Raw genomic sequence first — 5,606 nt, forward strand, 5'->3', positions numbered from 1 at the left:
TCCCAGGGCCCCGCGCGCAAGGGGCGCAGCCGCGGAAAGTGCACCCCGACCACCCTCGTGGTCACCGAGGGGCCCCTGGCCGGCACGTCGCTGCCGCTGCGCAGCGGCGGCATCCTCGTCGGCCGCAACCCCGAGTGCGCGCTCGTCCTCGACGACGACTACGCCTCGGGTCGCCACTGCCGGATCTACCCCGACCCCTCGGGCCGCGACGGCTGGGCCGTCGAGGACCTCGGCTCCACCAACGGCACCTACATCGGTCGTGAGCGCCTGACCGGGTCGCGACCCGTCGAGGTCGGCACCACCCTGAGGATCGGCAAGACCGTCCTCGAACTGCGAGGCTGACCCGGTGGCCATCGCCCTGCGCTATGCCGCGCGCTCCGACCTCGGGCTGGGACCGAAGTCCCGCAACGAGGACTCGGGGTATGCCGGCCCCAACCTCCTCGTCCTCGCCGACGGGATGGGTGGGCACGCCGCAGGCGACGTGGCCAGCTCGATGATCGTCGGGGAGCTCGTCCCCCTCGACGAGGAGGACGTCACCGCCGACCAGGCGATCCCGCTGCTCGAGGAGGCGCTGCACTCCGCGAACGCCAAGCTCACCAAGGCGATGCGGGAGAACTCCGACCTGGCCGGCATGGGCAGCACGACGATCGTCATGCTCCGCACCGGCAACAAGCTCGCCATGGCCCACATCGGCGACTCCCGGGCGTTCATGCTCCGCGGCGACACGTTCTCGCAGATCACGAAGGACCACTCCTTCGTCCAGCAGCTCATCGACGAGGGCCGCATCTCGAAGGAGGACGCCGGCCACCACCCACAGCGCTCCGTCGTCACGCGCGTCATGACCGGTCAGCCGGACGACGAGCCCGACACCTCACTGCGCGAGGCCAAGATCGGCGACCGCTTCCTCATGTGCTCCGACGGCCTGTCCGACTTCGTCGGCGCCGACGTCATCGAGGAGATCCTGCGCGAGGCGCGCAGCCCCGCCGAGGCCGCCGACCGCTGCATCGAGATCGCCCTCAAGGCGAGCACCCGCGACAACGTGACCGTCATCGTCGCCGAGGTCGTCGACGCCGACGGTGACGACCTGCCGACCACGGTGCCGCAGGTCGTCGGCGCTGCGGGCAAGCGGATGCGGGGCCGCACGCGGGCCATCCCGACGAGTCCGGCCGAGAAGGCCGCCGCCCTGTCGCGCGAGGCCACCGGCCGGGCCGAGCCCGACGACGACGCCCTCGAGCTCGCCGAGGACCGCACCCGGTCCCGCCGCTCGAAGATCCTGCTGCGCACCCTCGGTGTCCTCATCGTCGCCGCGATCCTCGGTGGCGGGGGGTATGCCGCGTGGGCGTGGTCGCAGAAGCAGTTCTTCGTCGCAGCCGACGCCGGGCACGTCGCCATCTTCCGAGGGGTCTCGCAGGACCTCGGCCCGCTCCGGCTCTCCCACGTGGAGTCCTCGTCCGACGTGCTCCTCTCCGACCTGCCGAACGACGTGCAGGCCTCGGTCGGCAACACGATCCCCGCCCGTAACCTCGCCGACGCCGAGGTCAAGGTGACCGCCCTGCGTGGTGAGGCAGCACGGTGCCAGCGTCTCGCCGCGACGGGCACGCCGTGCGGCACCACCCCGAACCCGTCGCCGTCGACCGTCCCCACGTCACCCGCCCCGACCTCGCCCACACCGTCGACGTCGCCGACCCCGACGTTCCCGGGGCTGCCGATCCCGCGACCCTCGGCGCCGCGGCCACCGGTGTCGCTCACGACCCCACCCGCCGTCGCGTTCGCGCCGGTCGTTCACGACGAGGTGGTCGCATGACGACGACCGTCGAGCCCCTGACGCCACGCACGCGCCGCGGCGCCGAGCTGCTGCTCCTGCTCCTCGCGATCGCGATCGTGCTGCTCGCGTGGGTCACCACCGATCTCAACCGCAACGGCACCGTCCCGGCCAACATCATCCCCGTGGCCGGCGGCTTCACCGTGCTCGCGCTGACCGTCCATCTCGTCCTGCGCTGGAAGGCGGCCTACGCCGACCCCGTGCTCCTGCCGATCACCACGGTGCTCAACGGCCTGGGCCTCGTCATGATCCACCGGCTCGACCTCGCCCGGGGCAAGCTGGGCGCCGACGGTGACGCCTACCGCCAGCTCATCTGGACGACATTGGCCGTGATCCTGGCCGTCGCCGTGCTCGTCCTGCTGCGCGACCACCGGCTGCTGCGCCGCTACACCTTCGTCAGCATGGCGGCCGCGCTCGTGCTGCTCCTTCTCCCGCTCGTACCGGGGATCGGCCGCTCCATCAACGGCTCCCAGATCTGGATCACCATCGGGCCGCTCAACTTCCAGCCGGGCGAGTTCGCCAAGATCGCCCTGGCGATCTTCTTCGCCGGCTACCTCGTCCAGACGCGCGACGTCCTCTCCCTCGCCGGCAGGAAGATCCTCGGATTCACCTTCCCCCGGGGGCGCGACCTCGGCCCCATCGTCGTCGCCTGGGCCCTCTGCGTGGTCGTGCTCGTCTTCCAGAACGACCTTGGCACGTCACTGCTCTACTTCGGCCTGTTCGTCGCGGTGCTCTACGTCGCCACCGAGCGCGTGTCGTGGATCGTCATCGGCCTGCTGCTCTTCGCGGCCGCCGTGGCCTTCGCCCTCACGGCGTTCGCGCACTTCCACCAGCGCGTCGACCTCTGGCTCGACCCCTTCTCGCAGCAGAGCCTCGACCGGTCCAACCAGCTCGCCAACGGCCTCTGGGGCATGGCCTCCGGTGGCCTGACGGGGACCGGCCTCGGGGCCGGGCGTCCCTACCTGACGCCCTTCGCCGAGAGCGACTTCATCTTCCCGAGCCTCGGCGAGGAGCTCGGGCTCTTCGGTGCGGTCGCCATCCTGGTGCTCTACCTCATCTTCTGTGAGCGCGGTGTCCGCACCGCTCTCGGCGTGCGCGACGGCTTCGGCAAGCTCCTCGCGATCGGCCTGTCCTTCTGCGTCGCCTTCCAGCTGTTCATCGTGATCGGCGGCGTGACCCGGGTCATCCCGCTGACCGGTCTGACCACCCCGTTCCTGTCGCTCGGCGGCTCGTCCCTGCTCGCGAACTGGGTGATCATGGCGCTGCTCCTGCGCATCTCCGACCAGGCCCGGCGCCCGATGCCCGAGATGCCCGTCGGGGTCGCCGTCGCCGACCCGGCCCCCGCCCCGTCGCCGGCTGAGCAGACCCAGGTGGTGAAGCTGCCGTGAACACCCCCATCCGACGGCTCTCGATCCTCATCGCGATGCTCTTCACCACGCTGCTCGTCGCCTCGACGGTCGTGCAGTTCGCGCAGGCGAAGTCGCTGGGCGCGATGGCGAGCAACAAGCGCACCCTGCTCGACAACTACTCCCGCCAGCGCGGGGCGATCGTCGTCGGCGGTCAGGCGGTCGCGCAGTCGGTCTCCGTCCCGGACCAGTACCGCTACCTGCGCACCTACCCCCAGGGCGCGCTCTACTCCCACCTGACCGGCTTCTACTCCTACTCCGTCGGCGCGCCGTACGGCCTCGAGCACGCCGCCGACGACCTGCTCTCCGGCAACGCCGACCAGCTCTTCGTGCGCCGGATCACCGATCTCATCACCGGCCGCACGACCTCGGGGGCGACGATCGAGCTGACGATCGACCCCAAGGYGCAGCAGGCCGCCGACCGGGCGCTCGGCGCCAGTCGCGGCGCCGTCGTCGCGCTCGACCCCAAGACCGGCGCCATCCTCGCCATGGTCAGCCACCCGGACTACGACCCGAACCCCCTGGCCAGCCACGACCTCGGCAAGGTCGCCAAGGCGTGGAAGGCGCTGTCCACCGACCCGAACCGGGCCTACCTCAACCGCGCCCTCAGCGGCATCTACCCGCCCGGGTCGACCTTCAAGGTCGTCACGGCGGCGGCAGCCATCGAGAACGGCCTGGTCAAGGACGGCAACTCCGTGGTCCCGGGCCCCGCGCAGCTCGACCTGCCGCTGACCAGCACCACGCTGCCCACCGAGACGGGCCAGCCCTGCGGGCCGGGCGACAAGACCACCCTCGTGCACGCCCTCGAGATCTCCTGCAACACCTCCTTCGGCGCGCTCGGGCTCCAGCTGGGCGGCGAGAAGCTCCGGGCCCAGGCCGCGAAGTTCGGCTTCGGCGACTCGCTGCAGGTGCCGATGCGCGTCGCGACGAGCTCGGTGCCCGCCGAGCTCAACGCCCCTCAGGCGGCTCAGGCCTCGATCGGTCAGTACGACGTCCGCGCCACCCCGCTGCAGATGGCGATGGTCGCCGCCGGCATCGGCAACGGTGGCAGCGTGATGACGCCGTACCTCATCCAGTCGGTGCGGAGCGCGAACCTCGACATCATCCAGTCGGCGCCCGACCCGGTCGAGCTGTCGCAGGCCGTCTCGGAGCAGACCGCCTCCACGCTGACCAAGATGATGGTCTCCGTCGTCAACAACGGCAGCGGTGTGCGGGCGCAGATCCCCGGTGTCGAGGTCGCGGGCAAGACCGGCACGGCCCAGCACGACCTCAAGAAGCCGCCGCACGCGTGGTTCATCTCGTTCGCGCCGGCCACCGACCCCAAGGTTGCCGTGGCCGTCGTCGTCGAGGACGGTGGTGTATCGGGCAGCGAGGTCGGGGGCGGCCGCGTCGCGGCGCCGATCGCGCGCGCCGTCATGGAAGCGGTGCTGGGCCGATGACGCTCCAGACCGGTGCGACCCTCGGCCGCCGCTACACGCTCGGCCCCGCCATCGCCTCCGGCGGGATGGGTGACGTGTGGGAGGCCGCCGATGAGGTGCTCCGGCGCCCCGTCGCCGTCAAGGTCATGCGCCCGCAGGGACCGAGCGACGCCGCCTTCCTCGAGCGCTTCCGTGCCGAGGCGCGCAGCAGCGCGTCGCTGCACCACCCCAACATCGCGACCGTCTTCGACTACGGCGAGGAGGACGGCACGGCATACCTCGTCATGGAGCTCGTGCCCGGGCGCACGTTGGGCGAGATGATCCGCGACCACGACGGCGGTATGCCGGCCGAGGAGGTGCGCTCGATCCTCGGCCAGGCCGCGCTGGCCCTCTCGGCGGCCCACGCGGCCGGCGTCGTGCACCGCGACGTCAAGCCGGCGAACATCATCGTGACCCCTGAGGGACGGGCCAAGCTCACCGACTTCGGGATCGCCAGGGTCGGCGACGGGGCGGGACACACGCTCACCGGCGAGGTGCTCGGCACACCCGACTACATCAGCCCGGAGCAGGCCCTCGGCGAGCCGGCGACGGCGTCCAGCGACCTCTACTCCCTCGGCATCGTGGCCCACGAGATGATCACCGGCCGCAAGCCGTTCGACCTGGGATCGCCGGTGGCGACGGCCCTCGCCCAGGTCACCGACCCTCCCCCCGAGCTGCCCGCCACCGTCCCGCTCGACCTGCGCGAGGTCATCGACGCCTGCCTGGCCAAGTCCGCGTCGGACCGACCCGCCGACGCGCTCGCGGTCGCGGAGGCAGCCGGAGTGTCGTCGGCCTCCCTGCCCGGGGTCACGCCGCTGCCGGCTGTGGCCGTCGACGGCACGAAGGTCATCCCGACGGGCGCGCCATCGCCGTCCGCGACCCGCACCCTCCCCGTCACGTCCAGTCGCGCCGCCCCAGGCG

The 5,606-nt window shown here is 71.7% G+C and carries 5 protein-coding genes; all 5 read left to right on the forward strand.

Annotated elements, in window-relative coordinates:
- A partial coding sequence (locus AC1DP0_RS17225; protein WP_478086660.1) for an FHA domain-containing protein FhaB/FipA occupies positions 1 to 342 on the forward strand: 342 nt, incomplete at its 5' end.
- A 4-nt stretch (positions 343 to 346) separates the two neighbouring features.
- Positions 347 to 1,804 carry a PP2C family protein-serine/threonine phosphatase gene (locus AC1DP0_RS17230; RefSeq protein ID WP_478086662.1) on the forward strand — a complete coding sequence of 486 codons (1,458 nt, stop codon included), beginning with the start codon at positions 347 to 349 and terminating at the stop codon, positions 1,802 to 1,804.
- Complete coding sequence (locus AC1DP0_RS17235) at positions 1,801 to 3,210, forward strand: FtsW/RodA/SpoVE family cell cycle protein (RefSeq protein ID WP_478086664.1); 1,410 nt, start codon at positions 1,801 to 1,803, stop codon at positions 3,208 to 3,210. The genes AC1DP0_RS17230 and AC1DP0_RS17235 overlap by 4 nt, the downstream gene beginning before the upstream one ends.
- Positions 3,207 to 4,667 (forward strand): peptidoglycan D,D-transpeptidase FtsI family protein, encoded by a 1,461-nt coding sequence (locus AC1DP0_RS17240; protein ID WP_478086668.1) that lies wholly within the window; start codon positions 3,207 to 3,209, stop codon positions 4,665 to 4,667. The genes AC1DP0_RS17235 and AC1DP0_RS17240 overlap by 4 nt, the downstream gene beginning before the upstream one ends.
- Positions 4,664 to 5,606: serine/threonine-protein kinase (locus AC1DP0_RS17245; protein ID WP_478086671.1), on the forward strand; the 943-nt coding region annotated here is incomplete at its 3' end. The genes AC1DP0_RS17240 and AC1DP0_RS17245, both read left to right, overlap by 4 nt.

The organism is Terrabacter sp. P5_B1 (assembly GCF_056400505.1).